Genomic DNA, 17359 nt, shown 5'->3' with positions numbered 1-17359 from the left:
GCGGGCCGCTCCCCAATTCTCGAGTTCGCCCCGACGGGGCGAGGAAGGACCTGATGTCCCATGAGCCGGGAGATCGACGAGGGCCTGGAGCGTGCCGAGCGCACCCGCCCCATCCCGGTCCACCTGAACACCAGGGTCAAGTTCCTGTGGGAGAAGGTCGCCAGGAACGACACCAAGCGCCTCGCCCAGGCAGCCGGCGTCTCGGTGCGCACCGCGCAGCGTTGGGCCCACGCGTTGGCCGCCGTCGCCGCCGGCGAGGTGAGCGGCGACATCCCGATGACGAAGGCCAACGCGGCCAAGGTCGAGCGCGCGGTCCGGGCGGCCTGGCAGCCGCGGGTGAGGAAGCGGGTGCGCCGCGACGCCGAGCAGCGCGGCTTCATGCTGCACATCCAGGCGACGTTCGGATTCAGCGCGGCAGGCGGCTCCACCGACGACCCGCGCCCCCGGATGATCACGCAGAAGATGCCCGGCCCGGTGGCCCAGCGGCTGTACGCGGCCCGCGACGCCGGAGCCAGCCAGGACGAGCAGGAGCGGATCCTCGCCGAAGGCCTGCGCGAGCACTACTTCAAGGACAACGGCCACCGCGCCCGCGGCCTCGATGTGGAGCTCAACGACATCGCGTGGATGGACGTCGAGCTGTAGCAGCCCCCGGCGCCCCGACGGTCACCGCGAGGACGGCGAGCGCCTCACGCAGTGCCGCGAGCCGCTCGATCCTCGCCAGCCCCAGGTGCGCGCCGGCCAGCCTGACCGCGCCCACCTCTATTGGAACGGCCTCGTGTCCCTGGACGGGGACGACCTCCTCGATCGCTACTACCGGACCACCTCGGACGACACGCTCGGCAAGCTCAGCGGGGAGATCGTCGCCGGTCTGCACGACGACCACCCGGTTGAGGCTGGAGATGGCGGTTCCGGTGGACCGGTCCACTCGGGCTGGGCGGCGACGGATGTCACGTGGCGGGGCAGGGCGGGGTGAAGTCGACCGCCGGGAAGTACCGTGCCCATTCGGCTCTGGTGATCCGAGGGTAGGCGCTGTCGCAGATACGGGCGGCGACCTTCTCCAGGCCGGTGTCCCACAGCCGGATCGTGAAGTCGTTGCCGCCGGTGGCCAGGGTGTTGCCGTCCGGACCGAACGCCACTGCCGGTACCGGGGTCGAAGGGCCGGTGAGGACGGCAGGAGCGGGCGCACCGCTCACGTCCCACAGCAGGACTCTGCCGTCTGCGGCGCCGGCTGCCAGCCGGCGGCCGTCCGCGGAGAAGGCCAGCGCGTAGAGAAAGGAGCCGGCCGCGGGTAGCTGCGTCACCTTCGCCGGGCGGCCGATGTCGCTGATGTCGATCAGCCAGACGGTCTTGTCCGTCCCGTGGACGGCGGCCAGACTCCGGTTGTCGGGGCTGAACACGCCATCGGTCAGCGGCTCGGATCGCAACGGGGACGGCAGTTCCCGGGGGCTGCGCGGATCGCTGATGTCCCAGAACCGCAGCGAGCCGGACTCGCCAGTGCTCGTCACCAGCGTGCGGCCGTCCGGGCGGAACGACGCCATCGTGACGTCCGGCCCGTTCTCGACGATCCGGCTCAGCTGCCGAGGACGGCCGGGATCGGTCAGGTCCCACAGTCCGGCCGCATGTTGCGCCCACACGGCCAGCAGGTGGCCGCCCGGGTCGAAGCCGGCCCCTGCGACTTCGCCGGCGTCGGGGGCGAGGATCGATGTGACCCGCGGTGCCCGTGGATCGGTCACGTCCCAGACGCGGACGGTGGTGTCCTCGCTGGCGGTGACGAGGGTGCGCCCGTCCGGGCTGAACGCCACGGACCGGACGAACCGGGTGTGGCCGCGCAGGACGGCCAGCGGCCACAGGGCCCGGCCGTCGGTGACCTGCCACAGTCGTGCGGTGCCGTCCCAGCCGGCGCTGGCGAGCAGGTGGCCGCCAGGGGCGAAGGTCAGGGACGTGACCACGTCGTCGTGGGTCGCGAGCGACAGGTCCCGTAGGTCCAGCAGCCGGTCGGAGTCGGCGAGTGTGCGACTGTCCGGGCTGAACGCGGCCTGGTAGGCCCCACCGGGAATCGCGCTGACGCGCATCGGGTGAGCCGGATCGGTGACATCCCACAGGAGAGTGGACCCGCCGACCGAGACGAGTGTCCGGCCGTCAGGGGCGAACGCCACCGACCAGACGATCGTGGGATGGCCGGTCAGGACGGCCGGCGGCTGCGTCCGCGGGCTGCTGCCGATGTCCCAGATACGTGCGGTGTGATCCCAGCTGCTGGTCGCCACGGTGCGGCCGTCCGGACTGAATGCGACCGAGGCCACCGTGTCGGTGTGGCCGCGCAGTACGTCGAGTTCGCGCGGGTTCGCCGGGTCGGTGACGTCCCACAGTCTGGCGGTGGTGTCGCCGGTGGTCGCCAGTGTGTGGCCGTCCGGTGTGAATGCCACCGAGGTGATCTGGCCGGTGTGACCGGGGAGGGTGGCCAGCAGCCATGGCTGCCGGGGATCGTGCACGTTCCACAGCCGCGCCGTGCCGTCGGTGTGGCCGGTGGCGATGACGTCGCCGCCGGGCCGGAACGCCACCCACGTCGGCGCGGCCGGCTGATCCGGCAGGGTGCCCAGCTCGACGGGCGCTCGCCGGTTCGTCACGTCCCACAACCGCACCGATCGTTCGCTCGCCGCCGCGAGGACGTGGCCACCCTGCCCGAACGCGACCGACAGCAGCCGCCAGGGCTGGTCCAGGACCGCCAGCTGGACGGGGTGGTGGGCGTCCCCGACGTCCCACAGCCGGATCGTGCGGTCCCAGCTCGCCGTGGCGAGGACCGTGCTCTGCGGGGCGAAGGAGACCGAGACGACATCGGAGGTGTGGTTGGTGAGCCGGCTCGTGTACGGCGCCGCGAACGTGCTCATCAGCTGATCGCGGACGTCGTCAGTGGCTGCCAGCCGGTACGCGGCCAGGTTCAGCTGCGCGGCGAGCGAGGGGTTCTGCTGTCGTACCTCGGCCGCGTCCGCGGCGGCCTTGCGTGCAATGGCCACGTTGCGCTGCCGGATGGCCGAGCTGCGCGAGCCGACGGCCAGCACGCCCGCGGTGGCGGCGATGACCACCAGCACGGTGAGAAGCGTGACCAACTGCCGAAGGCGGACCGTCCGCCGCCTGACCGCCGCCGTCTCACCGGTCTGCGCATCCCGGCTCGCGTCGAGGAAGCGCCGTTCCCTGGACGTCAGCCGACTGCCGTCCGCAGCGGCCAGGTCCAGTGCCGCGGCAAGGCGGGTACCCCGGTACAGGGCGTGCGGGTCGCGCTCGTGCGCCTCCCAGCCGGCGGTCGCTTCAGTGATCTGCCGGTGCAGGAGCAGTCGGTCCCGGTCTTCGGTCAGCCAGCCGCGCAGCCTTGGCCAGCACCGGATGATCGCCTCGTGGGTGATCTCGACGCAGTCCTGGTCCAGCGTCACCAGCCGTTGCCGGGCAAGGGATTCGAGCACGGCGGCCATGTCGGGGGCCGGGTCGAGCTCGTCCCTGCTGATCCGGCGCCTGGTGTCCTCGGTGCCGTCGCCCAGCGCGGTCAGCCGCAGGAACAGCGATCTGGCGAGGTCCTGCTGCACCGGTGACAGCGCCCGGTAGGCGGCCTCCGCCGTCTGCGCGAGCGCGTGCTGGATTCCGCCGGCCGCCAGGTACCCGTCCAGCGTCAGGCGGTTGCCGCTGCGGCGGCGCCAGGTTTCGACCATCGCGTGTGAGACCAGTGGCAACGCACCCGGCTGGCCGGTCGCGTCCGCGACCACGGCCGCCAGCAGCGGGCCGGTCACCGTGCAGTCGGCGAGTTTGGCCGGCCGGGTGATGGCCTCGCGCAGCTCTTGGCTGCTCATCGGGCCGACCGCGATCTGCGAATCGCGCATCGCCCTCACCAGCCGGGGGTCCTGGACGCAGTGGCCGTAGAAGTCGGCGCGCACGCCGACGACCACCCGAGTCCGGCTGGTCGTCGCGGTGGTGGCCGCGATCAGCATGGTGATGAACGCGTCCCGTTCGTCCCGGTCCCGGCAGAGCGTGAAGACCTCCTCGAACTGGTCGACCACGATCAGCATGTCGATGTCCGGCGTACGGTCGATCGTGGCCTGCCGGATCCGCAGGTGCAGCATCGCGGGATCGTCGCGCAGCTCGGTCATCAGCGGGCCGGGTGCCTCTCCCGTCGCCGCGGCCAGCCGGATCGCGCATTCCTCCACGGGGTGGGGGCCTGGCGTGAAGAGCATCACCGGCCACCCGCACGCCCGCGCGTGAGCGACGAGCCCCGCCCGTAGCAGCGAGGACTTCCCCGATCCGGACGGCCCGAAGACCGCGACGAAGCGGCGCTCACGCACCTTCGCCAGCACCTCGCCGGTCAGTCGCTCGCGGCCGAAGAAGCGGTCGGCGTCCTCCGGCTGGAACGCCGACAGACCGGCGTACGGTGCGCCCCGCAGGTCGGCTTCGCCGGGCTCGCCGCAGGCAGCGCCGACGGCGAGCTCGGCGGCGACCGTGTGCCATCGGGATTCCCAGGCACGGCGGTCGCCCTGACACGCCGCAACGTACGCCAGCGTCACACCCAGGCTCGGAAAGGTGCGCCCGCCCGCGGCGTCCGACAGCGTCGTGGACGAGTAGTGCGCGCTTTGCGCCAGTGCCCGGTAGGTCGGCCGTCCCGCTTCCTCGCGCAGCCTCCGCAGGTCGGCCGCGAACCGCGTCAGGGGACCGGCGTCCGGGTCCAGCGGGCGTTCGGCGCGTGGCATGGCTGTCCTTTGCAGAGCCTTTCCGGAGCCGCGATTCACGGCGATTGTCCGGCAGTTGATGTCCGGCGTTCCCGTCCCGGCACCGGACAACATTGGCGGCTAGACATGACCTAGCGCAACCGCGCACTGACTGTACGGAGGCAACGTGGAAGCTGTGAAACGACTGATGCCGCTGCTGGTGGCCGTCGGGCTCGCGGTCGGCAGTACCTTGACGGGTTCGCCGGCGTCCGCCGCCGCGCCGCTGCTCAGGTCCAACATGAACGGGAAGTGCGCCGACATCTTCATGTTCCACCAGGAGAACGGCGCCTCCACCGTGACGTGGGACTGCACCGGCAACACCAACCAGCAGTGGAGCTGGGACGGTGAGCAGATCCGTTCGGGCATGAACGGAAAGTGCCTGGAGATCTACGCCTTCGTTCAGGGCGACCAGGGGTCGGTGAGCACGTGGGACTGCGACGGCGGCAGCAACCAGAGGTGGTACCGGAACGGCGGCGAGATCCGTAGCCGGATGAACGGAAAGTGCCTCGACATCCTGAACGGCCGGCCCGAGAACGGACAGCTCCTGGTGAGCTGGAGCTGCAACGGCGCGCCGAGCCAGAGCTGGGACTTCTGAGCGCTGGTCCGGCCCGGCACGCGAGGTGCCGGGCCGGACCGCACATCGCCCACTGCGGCCACAGCCCAACCCGCGCCTTCACGACTTCACCCGCACAGCGGGAATCCCGACAGGGATCAGATGTCCTGCCGGAGAAGGTTCGGGCTTGGTGGCAGTGGCGGTCCACATCTCTCCCGGCGCGTACCGGCGAGCTGTGCGAGGCCGAGCGCCAGGGGCGTTTCAAAGTCCTGGGACTGTGGCGCGCCGCCTGTCCGACGGTGGCCTCAGCCCCGTGGGTGGGGCGGCGGCCACCGCGTGTGCGGTGGAGAGCGGCGGCCCGGGGCTGTGGAGAGTGGACCCTGTGCGGCGGGGAAGCCGCTGGTGACAGCCACGCCGCACAGGGGAGACGTTTCATGGCAGGCAGGAAGGTGCCCGACCACCGGGCGAAGGCGCGTGGACGCTTCCCCCGCTACGAGCGCCGCGGTGAGGCCCGGCTTCCCGCCGTGCTCGCCACCCTGGCGGCGATCCTGCTCTACCTCGTCCTGCCGGGGCGGCTGCTGTTCGTCCCGCGCTTCGTCCTGCCCGGCCCGGAGCTCTTGCTGCTGGTCTCGCTGGTTGCGGTCAACCCGCGTCGCATGACCCGGCAGAACCGCTTCTCCCGGATCGTGTCGCTGACCCTGGTGGCCCTCATCGGCGTCAGCAACCTCGTCTCGCTCGGCCTACTGGTGCACGCCATGGTCACCAGCAAGGCCCAGTAGGGCGGCTGGCTCCCGTCCCGCGCGGGATGCTGTGCGCCATGACGAAACCGGGCCCGCGCCGCAGCCGACGCCACTCACGTGCCAGGTCCCTGGGCCTGCCACCGCAGGCCTTCGACAAGCAGCGCCCCCGTCCTGTTCCCACCCAACCCGCCTCCGCCACCGCGGCACCGGCCCGTGCGCGCAGCGGGTCGGTGTGCTGCCGGGTGCGCACGATCGGTCTCGGTGGCACCGTCTTCATGATTCACTGCCACCAGAGCGACGGCCCCAGTCCGGCGAGCCTGCCGGCCCCGGCGGCCCCGGAATCGGCGGTCAGGCCTCGGGATGAGTCGAAACTCCCCTTTCTGGGGGAGTGGGTCGGTCCGCCGGGACGATCCGTCGAACCGCTCCGGGCGACGAACGTGGAGGCATGAAGACCGCCACCCTCCGGGTCGCCCCCTACGCCGCCGCCACCTGGTCCGCCGCGTTTTCTCTCGTTCACCTGTACTGGCTGCTGGGCGGCCGGACCGGCCTGCCGGACGGCCTCTCCGTCACCGGCAACACCCCGCTGCTGGTGATCGACGTCCTCGCCGTCCCCGGCTGCGCGGTCGCCGCCGCGCTCGCTCTGGCGATCGTCCGGCCGTGGGCCGGACGGCTGCCGGGCAGGCTCCTCGACTTCGCGATCTGGGCCATCACCGCCATCCTGCTGGTGCACTCCGTGCCGTCCGTCCCGGACTGGCTCGCCCTGGCCACCGGCGCCCGGACGACGGCCGACTTCGACGCCATGGGCCGCTTCGCCACCCTGCTCTACGAGCCCTTCTTCATGACCGGCGGGCTGCTCTTCGGCCTCGCCGCCCTCGGCCGCCGAGCCCTGCTGAACTCCACCTCCCACGCGCAGCGCTGAAGTGCAGAACACAGGAAGTCGGCCGGGCCGGCGTCCTCGGTCGGGCCCGCCAGCGTCGGCCTGCTGCGCCGGGTCTGCTGTGCCGCTGTGCGGGTCGCTTGGGTCGCTGCCCTGGCCGTGGTGCTCGGCCAGGAGGCGGCCGTCCCGTGTCCGCCTCGGAGTCCCCTTCGCTGCCGTCCGGTCCCGCCGTCGTCCTACGCGGCCAGTCCTGTGCGGGGCGCGATGTCCCGTGAGGTGGGGCCGTGAGCCTGTGCGGGGTCAGCCGACGAGGCCAGCTGGCGGTACGGGCACGGCTGGCGGCACTACAGGCCTGCTATCCGAACGGCATTGGGGAGGCAGAGGACTTCCGCAAGCCCGGCGGCGTCGTGTGCCGGGTGCGTGCCGGTCTCCCGCACGGCGGCTTCCTTCGGGCACTGACTTGGCGTGGACATTGCGGAAGGCGATGATGCCGCCCAGACCTCGCCGGCCTGTCGGGGGAGTGCTCATCGGAGGGATGGCGATGGCGGCAGGTGCCTGGGTCTCTGTTGGCGTGGCCGGGAACGGCCTGAGGGTAGGGAGTGGTCTTCGTGGGGGCCGAGGGCATGACGGAGGATGACGGTCTGTCACCGCGGGAACGTTTCGAGCGCTGGCGGGACCTGGTGGGGCGAACGCGGGTGGCCGATACGACCAGTGCCCATGTCGAGACCTTCGCGGCGCAGTTGCGGATGTTCGAGCTGGGCCCGGTGACGCTGATGGCCACATCTTTCCCGTCCGCGCGGTTCCGGCGCAGCGAGCGCATGATCCGAAGCTCGGACCAGGAGCTTTACCACCTGACCCTGCTGACGGCAGGACGCCACGCTCTCGGGTGTGCTGAGGACCAGCGGGAGACGCACCGCGTGGGAGATCTCTGGCTCATCGACAGCTCGCACCCCTACGACGGCCGGTTCTCCGGTGTCAGGTCCCCCGGCCAAGCGGATCCCCGGGCCACCGGGATCAGCGTCGACCTGCCGATCTCGCTGCTGCCGGTGTCGCCCGACCGGGTGCGCGATCTCCTCGGTCGTGCGCTTTGCGCTCGTGAGGGCACGGGTGCGGTGCTGGCGGATTTCCTGCTCGGGCTGGATCGTCAGGCCCACACGCTGGGGCCGGCGGAGGCGGCGCGGCTCGGGACGGTGGTGGTCGACCTGGTGGCGGCCTGGGTCGCCAGGGAACTCGACACTCTCCCCGCCCTGCCGCACGAAACCCGGCGGCGGGCCCTGGTGGAGAGCGTCCGCGGGTTCATCCGCCGCAACCTCCACGACCCGGACCTGAGCCCGGCCACGGTCGCCGCGGCCCACCACATCTCCCTCAGCTACCTGCACCGTGTCTTCACCCAGGAGTCGCAGGGCGAGACTGTCGCCGCCTGGATTCGCAGCCAGCGGCTGAAGAAGGCCCACCACGACCTGGCCGATCCCGCGCTGCGCGCCGTGCCGATCCACATCGTCGCCGCCCAGTGGGGCATCCTCCGGGCCGACGACTTCAGCCGGGCCTTCCGGGCCGCGTACGGGATCTCGCCCAGCGAGCACCGGCACCAGGCGTTCGCGCTGACAGCCGAGTAGATGCACAACCAAGGAACTGTCGACGCAGCGCCAATCTATTCACGCGGCTTCTGAACTATCGTGGTGTCACGTGAGAGAGCGGAAGAGATCGGGCCCATATTTGAGCCTGGCCTCGGACGCCTTTCCGCAGCTAGAAACATTCACGATCACAGAATGGGAGAGTGTTATGACCGAGTCGCGTATCGACGCTCTGGTTGCCGAGCTCGAGGAGCTCAACCTGGAGTCGGACACCCGTGAAGCCCTCGCGGCGACCCAGGCGCAGTTCACCGCCAACTGATGTAAAGCAGAAGGCGGGGCGCTCGATATGCGCCCCGCCTTCTGCGGCTTTCCGATTGAACGGAGCCGCTTCGGATGATATCAGAGCACGACGCGCGGCAACTTGCGGACCGCTTCGACGAGCTCGAGGGCAGTTATGCCCGGAAATATGGGCTGGGATCCCAGGCCCGGGCGTTCTTCCTGATGGAAGAACTGGTGACCATGCGGTTCGCGCTTCTGGAAGCACATCCCGATGCGGCCCCGGTCCTGGAGCGGCAGCGCCGCTCCACGGCCCTGAAGCTGCAGAGCCTGTACGACGCGAGCCCGTTCCCGGACGGGCCGGCGCCTCCGGTACGACGGCCCCCTGGGGATGCGGGCGTCATTGAATTCGACCGTGAAGTATTCGCCGAGAAATACGCTGCAGCTGCCGAATTGATTCAGTGCGACGTGGTGGCGCTGGAGAATTGGAAGCCAGAGTCGCAGAGTCGGCCTACGGCTTACATGTACGTTGTCGACGAAGACTTCAAAATGAGGGTCTGGGTCCGCCAATTCCGGATGTCTGACCTTGTTCTGGGCCGGAACAGGGCGACGGTTTCCGGGGTTCCTGTTGCGCACCCAATGCTTGTTCCCGAGCGGCTGAGGGTGAGGGCTGCGGGAGAGATAACTCCTATCTTTGGAGACCAAATCACCGGAGTGGTGGCCAACCTCAAATCCGGCCACTTTAGGCCGTCTCCCGAGGCGGCCCTCAGCGTTCGGCGCGCGTGCGCTGAAAGCCTCGGGCTTGCGGCGGAATCGTGTGATGTCCTCACTGTTCCAGACGTTCCCGGGAACTCTCCCCAGTAATCGCTACCCAGAGGAAAAGGTGTGACGAGTCGGATGCCTGTTTCGGCGGTCGGTGTGGAGTACGAGTACAAGTGGCGAGTCGACGCCCTCGCGGATGGTTGGGCACCCGAGGAGCCCGAGCGCGGCGATGCCATCGTCGAGGAAATTCTCCGCTCCGCAGCCCCTGCGCTCGGCGGCGAACACGGTGAACTCCACACTTTCGCGCAGTCGGCGCTGTACTTCGACACGGCCGCCTGGGACCTCGCCGAGCGAAACCTGTCGCTTGCCGGGCTCGTCAACTACGGCGCCATGACCGGAACCGGCTGGCTGGTGCTGAAGGAGACGGTCCGCTGGGCGGGGCACCGCAGGGACGCCCTCGAGGTCGCCGAATCCCTCGACACACGCGAGCTGGCAAAAGCCATGACGGAAGGCCAGGCAGAACCGCTGCGCCGAGCCAGCCAGCGCCTGGGAAATCCGCTTCCGGAGCTGGTGCCCTTCGGGAAGGTCGTCCAGCGTCGTCGCAAGGTGCTCTGGCGCCTCGGCGAAGGCCTGGCCCTCGGGCTCACCCTGGACAGCAGCCGCCTGTCAGCCACCGGGACGCAGGCCGACGCCGGCACACCCACCTGGTGGTTCGAGATCGAGGCCAACTCGGGCGACCAGCGCGCCCTGAACGCCCTCGCACACCTGGCATCGGCAGCCGACACGGTGCTCGGCAGCGCGCCCAGCCACACCACCAAGCCCCAACTGGCCGCCCGAATCGCCGGATGGCAGGGTTCCCGCGCATGACCGCACCCGCTGAAGCACCCGTCGCGCAGAGCGGCACGACTCGCCTGGGCAGGGACTACACCCTCCTGTGGACAGGCCAGTTCTGCTCCATGGCCGGCACGATGATCCAGTACATCGCGCTGCCGCTGTGGGTGCTGTCCGAGACCGGATCGGCCGTCGTTTCCGGACTGGCCTTCGCCGTCGAAACCCTGCCGATCATCATCCTGGCCCCGTGGGCCGGGCTCATGGCAGACCGCTACGACCGCCGCAGGCTCCTACTCCTCGCCGAGTCCGTCTCCGCCGTCGTCGTCGTAGCGATGGCGCTCTCGGTGCGGGCGCACTCGATCGTGGGCGCTCTTGCCTGCGCCGCGGTGATCAAGACGATCAACACGATCTCCGTGCCCGCGCTGCAAGGACTGATCCGCGCGGTACTGCCCGCAGAGACGGCGCTGCCCAAGGCGGTGTCACGCTTCGAGGGGCTGACCGGCGCGACCATCGTCCTTGGTCCGCCCGCCGGCGCGCTGCTCTTCTCCGCCCTGGGGCCGTCAGCGGCTCTACTGGCCAACGCCGCGTCCTTCGTGATCGGCGGCGCCTGCGTCACCGCGATCCGCAGCCAACAGCCGCTGGCGGCCCCTGTAGCCAGCCGCCCGCGGCCCCGACTCGGCAACGGTCTGGCCATCGTCCGGGGAACCGCGGCGCTGCGCCGGCTGCTGGCCGCGGAGGCCGCATACTTCCTGTTCTTCGGCGGCACCACCGCCGTCGTCATCACCCATGCTGCCGGCCTCGTCGGAGAGGCCCTGGCCGGATGGTATCCGGCATGCGTAGGGGCGGCATGGCTGTTCGTGTCCATGCTGATCCTGCCGGCGAGGAAGTGGGCACCTCGGCGCGCCCTGCTGACCGGTGCGGTACTCATTCCGGCTGCCGCCGCATTTGTCGCCGCCATGGAGATCAGCCCGCTGGCTCTTCTCCTGATCGCTGGCGTGTGGGCCGGCGCCGCCAACTCCCTCGTCGCCTCAGGTGCTTCCCTGGGCTGGCAGCAACTGGTGGAACCCGACTCCATAGGCCAGGTAGTGGCGCTCCGGCGCAGTGTCACCAACGGCGCTCTGGCGCTGTCGTCCGTTGCCCTTCCCTACCTCGCAGACTGGTTCTCCCCAGGGCAGGTCCTGCTGGTCGGCGGCGTGCTGGCCACGACACTGATCGTCGTCCTGATGGGCGGCCGTGACCTGGCGGACCGGACGTGAACAGGCAGGCGTTCGTCGTCCCCGGCGGGTTCAGTGACCATCCGCCGGGTCTGGCCGCCTTCGGGGCCCTCCTGCTCTCGACACCCGTCACCGGAACACCAGTCACCAGAGCTGCCTCTGAGGGGCGGGAGCTGGGGCTGACGCTGGCATCGCGCGCCCTCCAGGTAACCCTGTCCTCACCGGATCCCCGGGACACGCCTGCACGCTGGCTTTCCACGGACCCGGCGACCGACCGGATTACCGAGGCCTTCACGCCCCTGCACCGCCGCAACGCCCAGAGGATGCTGTCCGATCCGGTGGAGCGCTCGCTCCACCGGATCGAGACGGCGGCATGGGGCACCAGCCGCTGGAGCGAATACTGGGGCGCGGAGGAACTCCAGTTCACCGGGCAGGACGTCACCGCTCTGATCGGTGCATGGGCGTCGGCTCCGCCTCGGGACGAGCCGTTCTCCGCGGCATTTCCTTCACCCGATCACAGATACGGCGAATGGGCCCCCGGGCCTCTCCATCACGATGCACCTACCCGCGCCGACGACACATCCACCCGCACGGAACTGGCCATCGCGGTACCTCTCACAGGCGAGGGCGCCCCGATGCTCGCCACCGTCGCCGCCACCCTGCTCGGCGCGCCTCAGACGGGCCGGCTCTTCCACCGGCTCCGGATCCAACGCGCACTCGCCTACGGAATCGCCGCCATCCCCGTCGTCCGAGGCCGGAAGGTCGCGCTCCTGGCGGCGGCCAGCACCACGACAGCCAACGCTTCCGAGTGCGCACGTCACCTCGCCGACGAAGTCAGGGAACTCCTCTCCGCACCGCCTGCACCCGACCAGGTCGCTGACGCCCGTACGGCGCTGGCGCGGCAGGTCAGCCTTGCACACGCGCTACTCGAGGCTGGCGAAACGCTCGGGCCCGTACACCGCTCGCTTCTCGAAGCGGACTGCACCACCGCCACATCCGAATCCGCCCCTGCCACCGCGGCGTTCTCTGACCACCTCCCTGCCGGAGTACGGCCGCAGTGGGCTGTCCACGGCCCCGTACCAGACCAGACGCTAGGAGCGGTGGAGCAGACATGGTGAGCGGCAAGCACCCCGCAGGTGGTACGCAGATCAGGGAAGGAGGCGTGCACGCGGTCGACCTGCCGTCCGCGAAGCACGTTGCGATCGGCCTTGCCATCCCCGTGGGGTTCGCCGACGACCCACCCGAGGCGCCCGGGGCCACACATCTGAGCGAGCACGTGGCGCTGGCACTGGCCCCGTTCGTATCAGTAGCGGTACCTACCGTCACCGCGACCACCCACTGCCACAGCACGACTTTCACCACCGAGGTCCTGCCGGGCGAGCTCGCAGCCACGCTTCAGCTGTTCGCAGCGATAGCCCAGCCACCCCTGCAACACCTCCAAGGGATGGTTGATCAGGAAAAGCCCGTGGTCGGGCTGGAGCTCACCATGAACCACACCACGACAGGAAGAATCGCGGCATTCGTCGCAGACCGAATCCTTCCCGCGACCGGATTCGGACGAGCACACGAGGCAGGTCCCGAGGAAATCAGCCGCCTCACAGCCGAGCAGATCAACCACCACCTGACGGACCACTACCGCCGAGACACAGCTGCGCTCGTACTCGCAGGACCGCTCTCGACCACAGATCTCACACTCGCCACCAGGCATTTCCCAGTCGGCACCGCCCCCGTGCCCCGACCTGCCCGCGCGACCTCACCCGATGCCGCCCTCGCCACTGCCATCAGCCCCACCCACTGGGGCGTGGCACAGCGCGCTTCCCCCTACCAAGCCGATGGGCCCGCCTGGCTATCCGATCTCGAAGATGCCCTGATCCGCCCAGGCGGTCCCGCCGACCGTCTCGCCAGAAGCCAGGCAGCGTCGACGCTCGGGGCCCTCGCCGCAAGGTGCCCCCACGGCAACCTCCTGATCTCCGCCTACACCCACGACCTCACACACAAGACGCCTGCACAAGCAGCCGAGGAACTAGCCGGGGCACTGCGGCGCACCGACCCGGCCTCATACCTGCCCCAGACACTTCAACACGCCGCTCGAAGCCATCAAGCGCGTCGCGGCCTCCTTGCCCTGCCCTGGCACGCCAGGAACGCCCTCATCGCCGAGGCCACGGGAACCGGACCAGTCTGGAACAGCTGGGAACACGAATTCGACAAGGTCGCCGCAACTGCGATCGCCGCTTCGGCACTGACCCACTCCGAGGCCTGGAACAGTACAACGGCACCCCTTACGGCCTGACCAGGCGTCATCGGCCGCATCGGGATCCCGTGAAAGACACCGAGGCAGGCATGTCTGAGCAGGGGGCACGAAGTGGTGGACGCGGGTCCGGTACCGGCCAGGGGAGCGGCACCGGCAGCGCGGCGTTGTCCATCCGCGCCACCTCGTTGACTCCTCCTAGGGAACGGGTCGCCGTAGCGTAGCGCCCGCCCCGGACACCACCCGACCCGGTCGCTACGCCCACTCGACGCCGTGTTCGGCGAGCTGCGCGAGCTGACCCGGCGTGAGCTTGGCCCGCCTCGCTTTCGTGTTGTTGAGGAAGGTGCCAAGCGACACGGAGGTCGTCTCCACCGTCTCCTCGCCGCCGACCCCGATCGTGACCAGCTCCAACTCCTCGACGTGCTGGCGCTTCACCTTCGCCCCACGTCCCTCACGCCCGACGAACTGGGCGAGCGCGGCGACGCCCAGCGCGAACCGGTCGGTGCGGGACACCTTCGGCTTCGCCTCGGCCGCGGCCTTGGCAGCCACCAGCTCCGAGTCTGCCTCGATGCCGATTGCCGTCAGCAGGCCCCGCTGGTCCTCCTCCAGACCCGCCCAGCCGGCCCGCTGCGCGCGCACCCAGCGGTCGAGCTGTTCGCCCTCGTAGACGGTGTCCTCGGGCAGCGTGGCCCAGTCGACGCGGCCGTCGGACTCCAGCCACCACCGTCGGGCGGTGGCGTAGGCGCGCTGCCAGGTGACCGGCCAGGTGGGGCACCAGAACGGGTCGATCTCCTCCAGCGCCCGCCGCCGCTCCGGCGACAGCGCCCCCTGCTCGCCCGCCGGCGCCTGGGCTGCGGCCCGCAGCTCCGAGAGCCACGTCCCGATCGCGTACCCGCCGACCGACGCCCGCGCCGGCGCCGCCAAAGAGCTGCCGCGGCCCTGCGCCCACACCCGCGCCCAGTCGAGCCTGGGTGTGGCACCAGCAGCGGTTGTTGCACGGCCTGCTTGAGGTCGAGACGCCTCCGAAGGCGTCCTGGCAAGCGCCCGCCCGTCTACGGCGGTGAAGCGGTCCGCACCCGCGATTGCCACCGTCTGCTGCTGGTGGTAGCCATCATGCTGCCGCCGCTGCGCCGCTTCGGCGCCGACGGATCAGTCTGACACCGGTTCACGTCGTGGCTTGTGGTGCGGTGTGTCCTGGGGGCGGGGGTGGTTGCAGCCCGCGCCCCCAGGTGGTGCGTTGTCAATCAGCTGGTGGGCAGGGTGGTGCCGGTCAGGGTGTCCAGGGGGGCCCAGCCGGGCATGCCGGGCTTGTAGGCGGTGTGGTTGACGGCGCCGGTGGTACCGGCGTCGAAGACGTCCACGGTGTTGGAGGAGGCGCTGAACAGCGGGGCCGGGATGCGGCCGGCGGCGATCTTCGTGGCTCCGCTCAGGGCCTCCCAGGCGCTCCATGGCTTGCCGTTGTTGAACCAGTAGGCGTGGTAGAGGGCGGTGTCGCGGCCGGTGACGAAGAGCTCGATGGCGTCGGTGGCCGGGTTGTAGATGGCGCTGGGGGCGCCGGCGAAGCGGTAGTCGCCGTTGATGGTGGCCCAGTTGCTCCAGTTGGTCATGCCCGGGGTGTAGTAGCGGTGGGCGACGGTGCCGTCGATGGCGGTGGCGAAGACCTCGGCAGACTGGTGCACCTAAAAGTCCTACTGGAACGCTAAGTTGACAACCCGGCAGGCGGGCCACGGTTCTGCCTGGTGGTCGCGTTATCCCCGGCGCCGTTCGGCCGCGGGGCGATCCCCTCCCGAGTTCGCATCAGCCTTCGGTCCGCCGACGCATGATCGCGACGAAGGCCAGGCGGCTGAAGCGCCACCCGACGACCTTGATCGAAGGCAGTGAATTGAGTCATCAGGAAGACCCCCAGAACCTGCCGGCGCCTGCATCCGCGCGGGCGGCGATTCAGGCCGCGCGAGCGGACCTGGAGGCGTTCGAAGATCTCATGCGCGCGGTGATCGAATCCTGGGGCCTGCCGACGGACGACATCATCGTCAGCGCACGGCATCGCGAGACCTTTCTCAGGAACACGCCCGACGTCATCCTCGAAGAGATGAGTGACGAGGAGCGCGCGGAAGCTCCCTACCTCGCCAAGATGATCATGGCGGGCTCGGTCGGCCTCTTCGACGCCGCGCTGAACTATCTCTGGAACGAGACGATCAACCGCCTGCGCGATCACGTCGAGGCGTTCGACGTCGCCTACTTCTTCGAGCTGGCGGAGCCCGACCCGGCCCGTCGGAAGAACCTGAAGACCCGCGAAGACCTCGCCCAGATCGACGACTACAAGCTCCTTGAGACCGCGAACAAGATCAAGCTCATCAGCGACCTCGGGCATAAGCAGCTGGTGCACATCAACTACATGCGCAACCACGCCAGCGCCGCGCACCCCAACGTCGTCGGGCTCACCGGCCTCAAGCTCGCCGAGTGGTTGGAGACCTGCATCAAGGAGGTCTTCCAGCTTGAGCCACGGAACGCCGTCGCCCAGATCGGCCAGCTCCTCCACAACATCAAGGCGAAGCGACTGCCGGACGCAGAGCTGAAGAAGGCCGCAGCGTTCTTCGACGGGCTTCCGGAAGACCAGGCCGACAACCTGGCGGCCGGCCTCTTCGGCATCTACACCGCCCCCGACGCCACGCCGGACATCCTCGACAACGTTCGCCTGCTCTGGCCGGACCTCTGGCCCGAGGTCACCGAGGACGCCCGCAACGAGCTGGGCATCAAGCTCGCGCGGTTCACCGCCAATGCAGACCTGGACCGAGCCACCCGGGCCCGAGAACTGCTCGAACTGGTCGACGGGGCCGCCTACCTCCCCGAGCCGGAGCGGGTGGTCGAGATCCAGGAAGCACTCGACGACCTCAAGCGCGCCCACCAGGGCTACAACAACTTCTACGAAGAGCCGCCGGCGGCCCAGCGACTCAAGGATGTCGTCGGTCGGCAGGGAGACATCCCCCGCCAACTGACCCGCCCCTACGTCCTCAGCCTGGTCAGCGTCTTCCTGACCAACGGCAACGGAACGGCCTGGAACGCTGAGCCCACCTACCGAGAGCTCATCGGTCGCTTCGACGGCCACCAGGCCGCGATCGCTCTTCGCAGTTTCGCGAGCGGCCCGATCCGTCTCAAGCTCTCGATGGACCGTCCTCGGACGAAGTGGGTTGAACTGCTCGACCTGATCGCACCCAAGCTGACAGACCGAGCGGACCGAACCTTCCTTGACGAGGTCCGGAGCTTCAACGGTGAACCTGACGACCTCTGGCTCGACAGCAAGATCAAGGCCAAGACCAAGAAGTGGCTTGAGCTCCACAAGGACTGACAGCGGCCACGGAGGGCTGGGTCCGCAGGGACTCGGCCCTCCGTCGTCCCCGGTGGCTTCACAGGAAGCCGTCTGACGGACTGGTCAAGTGATCGGTGGTCACAGGACTTCGCCGCCGCGTCTTCCTGGGTCCGTTGTCCCTGAGTTCGCTCGCGGCCTTGGGTTGACAAGCGCCATGGTCCGCCTCTGGCGG

At 69.6% G+C, this 17359-nt stretch carries 15 protein-coding genes; 12 read left to right on the top strand and 3 right to left on the bottom strand.

Annotated elements, in window-relative coordinates; all coding sequences use genetic code 11:
• Window positions 1-60: 60 nt before the first annotated feature.
• Both tpg and ACFVU9_RS11375 read left to right on the top strand, forming a co-directional pair.
• The gene (tpg, locus tag ACFVU9_RS11380) at window positions 61-642 is read left to right on the top strand and encodes a telomere-protecting terminal protein Tpg (protein WP_387592257.1); all 582 of its coding nucleotides are present in this window, start codon (window positions 61-63) and stop codon (window positions 640-642) included.
• Between the two features lie 85 nt (window positions 643-727).
• Window positions 728-973 carry a hypothetical protein gene (locus tag ACFVU9_RS11375; protein ID WP_387592254.1) on the top strand — a complete coding sequence of 82 codons (246 nt, stop codon included), beginning with the start codon at window positions 728-730 and terminating at the stop codon, window positions 971-973.
• On the opposite strand, the gene ACFVU9_RS11370 is transcribed toward ACFVU9_RS11375, so the two are convergent.
• Complete coding sequence (locus ACFVU9_RS11370) at window positions 948-4727, bottom strand: hypothetical protein (RefSeq protein ID WP_387592252.1); 3780 nt, start codon at window positions 4725-4727, stop codon at window positions 948-950. The two genes, ACFVU9_RS11375 and ACFVU9_RS11370, sit on opposite strands and share 26 nt — an antisense overlap.
• 154 nt (window positions 4728-4881) lie before the next feature.
• Here ACFVU9_RS11370 and ACFVU9_RS11365 point away from each other — a divergent pair, with 154 nt between their 5' ends.
• From ACFVU9_RS11365 to ACFVU9_RS11325, 9 genes are all read left to right on the top strand, one after another.
• A complete protein-coding gene (locus tag ACFVU9_RS11365) occupies window positions 4882-5340 on the top strand; it encodes an RICIN domain-containing protein (RefSeq protein ID WP_387592249.1) in 459 nt (152 codons plus the stop codon).
• Window positions 5341-5732: 392 nt separating this feature from the next.
• Complete coding sequence (locus tag ACFVU9_RS11360) at window positions 5733-6077, top strand: hypothetical protein (protein WP_387592246.1); 345 nt, start codon at window positions 5733-5735, stop codon at window positions 6075-6077.
• A gap of 406 nt (window positions 6078-6483) precedes the next feature.
• Window positions 6484-6957 carry a DUF3995 domain-containing protein gene (locus ACFVU9_RS11355; RefSeq protein WP_387592243.1) on the top strand — a complete coding sequence of 158 codons (474 nt, stop codon included), beginning with the start codon at window positions 6484-6486 and terminating at the stop codon, window positions 6955-6957.
• Window positions 6958-7523: 566 nt separating this feature from the next.
• Window positions 7524-8531, top strand: coding sequence for a helix-turn-helix domain-containing protein (locus ACFVU9_RS11350; protein WP_387592240.1), 1008 nt, complete (start codon window positions 7524-7526; stop codon window positions 8529-8531).
• A gap of 351 nt (window positions 8532-8882) precedes the next feature.
• The gene (locus ACFVU9_RS11345; protein ID WP_387592237.1) at window positions 8883-9629 is read left to right on the top strand and encodes a hypothetical protein; all 747 of its coding nucleotides are present in this window, start codon (window positions 8883-8885) and stop codon (window positions 9627-9629) included.
• A gap of 33 nt (window positions 9630-9662) precedes the next feature.
• Entirely contained in the window at window positions 9663-10394 is a 732-nt protein-coding gene (locus ACFVU9_RS11340; RefSeq protein WP_387592234.1) for a hypothetical protein, read from the top strand.
• A complete protein-coding gene (locus ACFVU9_RS11335; RefSeq protein ID WP_387592231.1) occupies window positions 10391-11614 on the top strand; it encodes an MFS transporter in 1224 nt (407 codons plus the stop codon). Before ACFVU9_RS11340 ends, ACFVU9_RS11335 begins: the two co-directional genes overlap by 4 nt.
• On the top strand, window positions 11611-12690 hold the full coding sequence (locus tag ACFVU9_RS11330) for an insulinase family protein (RefSeq protein ID WP_387592229.1): 1080 nt from the start codon (window positions 11611-11613) through the stop codon (window positions 12688-12690). The genes ACFVU9_RS11335 and ACFVU9_RS11330 overlap by 4 nt, the downstream gene beginning before the upstream one ends.
• The gene (locus tag ACFVU9_RS11325) at window positions 12684-13862 is read left to right on the top strand and encodes an insulinase family protein (RefSeq protein WP_387592227.1); all 1179 of its coding nucleotides are present in this window, start codon (window positions 12684-12686) and stop codon (window positions 13860-13862) included. The genes ACFVU9_RS11330 and ACFVU9_RS11325 overlap by 7 nt, the downstream gene beginning before the upstream one ends.
• Before the next feature lie 213 nt (window positions 13863-14075).
• Here the strand turns inward: ACFVU9_RS11325 and ACFVU9_RS11320 are convergent, their stop codons facing one another.
• The gene (locus tag ACFVU9_RS11320) at window positions 14076-14771 is read right to left on the bottom strand and encodes a helicase associated domain-containing protein (protein ID WP_387592224.1); all 696 of its coding nucleotides are present in this window, start codon (window positions 14769-14771) and stop codon (window positions 14076-14078) included.
• 293 nt (window positions 14772-15064) lie between these two features.
• Window positions 15065-15499 (bottom strand): hypothetical protein, encoded by a 435-nt coding sequence (locus ACFVU9_RS11315; protein ID WP_387592221.1) that lies wholly within the window; start codon window positions 15497-15499, stop codon window positions 15065-15067.
• Window positions 15500-15639: 140 nt separating this feature from the next.
• On the opposite strand from ACFVU9_RS11315, the gene ACFVU9_RS11310 reads away from it, so the two are divergent.
• Window positions 15640-17166 (top strand): hypothetical protein, encoded by a 1527-nt coding sequence (locus tag ACFVU9_RS11310; RefSeq protein WP_387592219.1) that lies wholly within the window; start codon window positions 15640-15642, stop codon window positions 17164-17166.
• Window positions 17167-17359 lie beyond the last annotated feature (193 nt).

The organism is Kitasatospora sp. NPDC057936 (assembly GCF_042887525.1).
In the GTDB taxonomy this organism is placed as follows: Bacteria; Actinomycetota; Actinomycetes; order Streptomycetales; family Streptomycetaceae; genus Kitasatospora.
This window is presented reverse-complemented; position numbering and strand designations above follow the sequence as displayed.

Bases quoted from the DNA above. Each gene is read 5' to 3' on its own strand.
- ACFVU9_RS11355 (WP_387592243.1), top strand. From the start codon at position 6,484: ATGAAGACCGCCACCCTCCGGGTCGCCCCCTACGCCGCCGCCACCTGG.
- ACFVU9_RS11370 (WP_387592252.1), bottom strand. From the start codon at position 4,727: ATGCCACGCGCCGAACGCCCGCTGGACCCGGACGCCGGTCCCCTGACG.
- ACFVU9_RS11335 (WP_387592231.1), top strand. From the start codon at position 10,391: ATGACCGCACCCGCTGAAGCACCCGTCGCGCAGAGCGGCACGACTCGC.
- ACFVU9_RS11310 (WP_387592219.1), top strand. From the start codon at position 15,640: ATGATCGCGACGAAGGCCAGGCGGCTGAAGCGCCACCCGACGACCTTG.
- ACFVU9_RS11325 (WP_387592227.1), top strand. From the start codon at position 12,684: ATGGTGAGCGGCAAGCACCCCGCAGGTGGTACGCAGATCAGGGAAGGA.
- ACFVU9_RS11345 (WP_387592237.1), top strand. From the start codon at position 8,883: ATGATATCAGAGCACGACGCGCGGCAACTTGCGGACCGCTTCGACGAG.
- ACFVU9_RS11360 (WP_387592246.1), top strand. From the start codon at position 5,733: ATGGCAGGCAGGAAGGTGCCCGACCACCGGGCGAAGGCGCGTGGACGC.
- tpg (WP_387592257.1), top strand. From the start codon at position 61: ATGAGCCGGGAGATCGACGAGGGCCTGGAGCGTGCCGAGCGCACCCGC.
- ACFVU9_RS11340 (WP_387592234.1), top strand. From the start codon at position 9,663: ATGCCTGTTTCGGCGGTCGGTGTGGAGTACGAGTACAAGTGGCGAGTC.